Source organism: Streptomyces hainanensis (genome assembly GCF_004348415.1).
GTDB classification, from domain to species: domain Bacteria; phylum Actinomycetota; class Actinomycetes; order Streptomycetales; family Streptomycetaceae; genus Streptomyces; species Streptomyces hainanensis.
In genome coordinates, this window is record NZ_SMKI01000851.1 from 1 (window position 1) to 1,113 (window position 1,113).

1 protein-coding gene is annotated in these 1,113 nt (G+C 72.7%); it reads left to right on the plus strand.

Annotated elements, in window-relative coordinates:
- Positions 1 to 158: 158 nt before the first annotated feature.
- Positions 159 to 1,091 carry a 5'-3' exonuclease gene (locus tag E1283_RS36435; protein WP_207930680.1) on the plus strand — a complete coding sequence of 311 codons (933 nt, stop codon included), beginning with the start codon at positions 159 to 161 and terminating at the stop codon, positions 1,089 to 1,091.
- Positions 1,092 to 1,113 lie beyond the last annotated feature (22 nt).

The window sequence follows — 1,113 nt, forward strand, 5'->3', positions numbered from 1 at the left end:
GGTCGGGCGGGCGTCAGCGAGCGGATGTTTCCTCCTGGGGCGTCCGGACGGCTCGGTCAACTGAGCGTCGAGAGGGCGTAAAGAAACCGTCAATAGTTAGCATATCAAACGATTATTTTTGCGCCGGGGGGACGTCACCCTCACCCGCTCCTTACGGCATGATCCAGTCTGTGACCAGACGCATCATGCTGCTCGACACCGCCTCGCTGTACTTCCGCGCCTACTTCGGCGTGCCGGAATCGGTCCGCGCCCCGGACGGCACCCCCGTCAACGCCGTCCGCGGGCTGCTCGACTTCATCGCCCGGCTGGTGGCCGACCACCACCCGGACGATCTCGTCGCCTGCCTGGACGAGGACTGGCGCCCGGCCTGGCGGGTGGCGCTCATCCCGAGCTACAAGGCCCATCGGGTGGCCGAGGAGCACGCCGAGGGCCCGGACGCCGAGACGGTGCCCGACACGCTCTCCCCCCAGGTACCGATCATCGACGCGGTGCTCGACGCGCTGGGCATCGCCCGCGTCGGCGCCCCCGGCTACGAGGCCGACGACGTGATCGGCACCCTGGCCGGCCGCGCGGCCGGCCCGGTCGACATCGTCACCGGCGACCGCGACCTCTTCCAGCTGATCGACGACGCGCGCGGGGTGCGGGTGCTCTACCCCGTCAAGGGCATGAGCACGCTGACCGGCTTCGACGGCGCGGCGCTGCGCGCGAAGTACGGCGTGGACGGGTCGAGCTACGCCGACCTCGCCCTGCTCCGCGGCGACCCGAGCGACGGGCTGCCCGGCGTGGCCGGCATCGGCGAGAAGACCGCCGCCCGGCTGCTCGACCAGTTCGGTGACCTGGCCGGCATCCTGGCCGCCGTCGACGACCCGCGCGCCACCCTCACGGCCACCCAGCGGAAGCGGCTCACCGAGGCCCGGGACTACCTCGCCGTGGCCCCCACGGTCGTCAGGGTGGCCACCGACGTGGCGTTGCCGCCGCACGACGCGGCACTGCCGACCGCGCCGCGCGACCCCGAGGCCCTGGACGCGCTGAACGCCCGCTGGGGCCTGGGTGGCTCCCTGACCAGGCTGCTCAGCGCGCTCCAGCGCTGAGCGGCCCGGCCAACCCCACCCC